This window comes from Bremerella sp. JC817 (assembly GCF_040718835.1).
Taxonomy (GTDB): Bacteria; Planctomycetota; Planctomycetia; order Pirellulales; family Pirellulaceae; genus Bremerella.
In genome coordinates this window covers 1-339 of the sequence record NZ_JBFEFG010000256.1, presented here as the reverse complement: position 1 = coordinate 339, position 339 = coordinate 1, and the positions used below count along the sequence as shown (strand labels likewise).

The 339-nt window shown below is 63.4% G+C and carries 1 protein-coding gene; it reads left to right on the top strand.

What is annotated here, in order from left to right:
* A partial coding sequence (locus tag AB1L30_RS04855) for a hypothetical protein (RefSeq protein WP_367012297.1) occupies positions 1–339 on the top strand: 339 nt, incomplete at both ends.

Genomic DNA, 339 nt, shown 5'->3' with positions numbered 1-339 from the left:
AGCAGATCGAACGTGTCCTCAACTTCGTCGAGCCGCAAGCCAATCAGCCCCCGGCTTCATCACGCTGGACATGAGCGGGGTGGGCCTGGGGCCGGCCGTGCGCACGCGGGCGATCGGCAATAACAACAAGGTGGCCGATGCGCTTGATCCGTTCGATCGAAACATGAAATTCTGCCTCGGTGCCGGGATCACGGCCGGGGCAGTGCAGGTGGGCAGTTCGTCGGGGTTCCGCTTCCGGTTCGAAAGCGGTCCCGATTCCGAAGCGCCCGGGCCGGTCGAGCTGACGCTCGAAGATCTGATGCAACTGGCTCGCGACGGGCAGATCGGTCAAGATGTGAT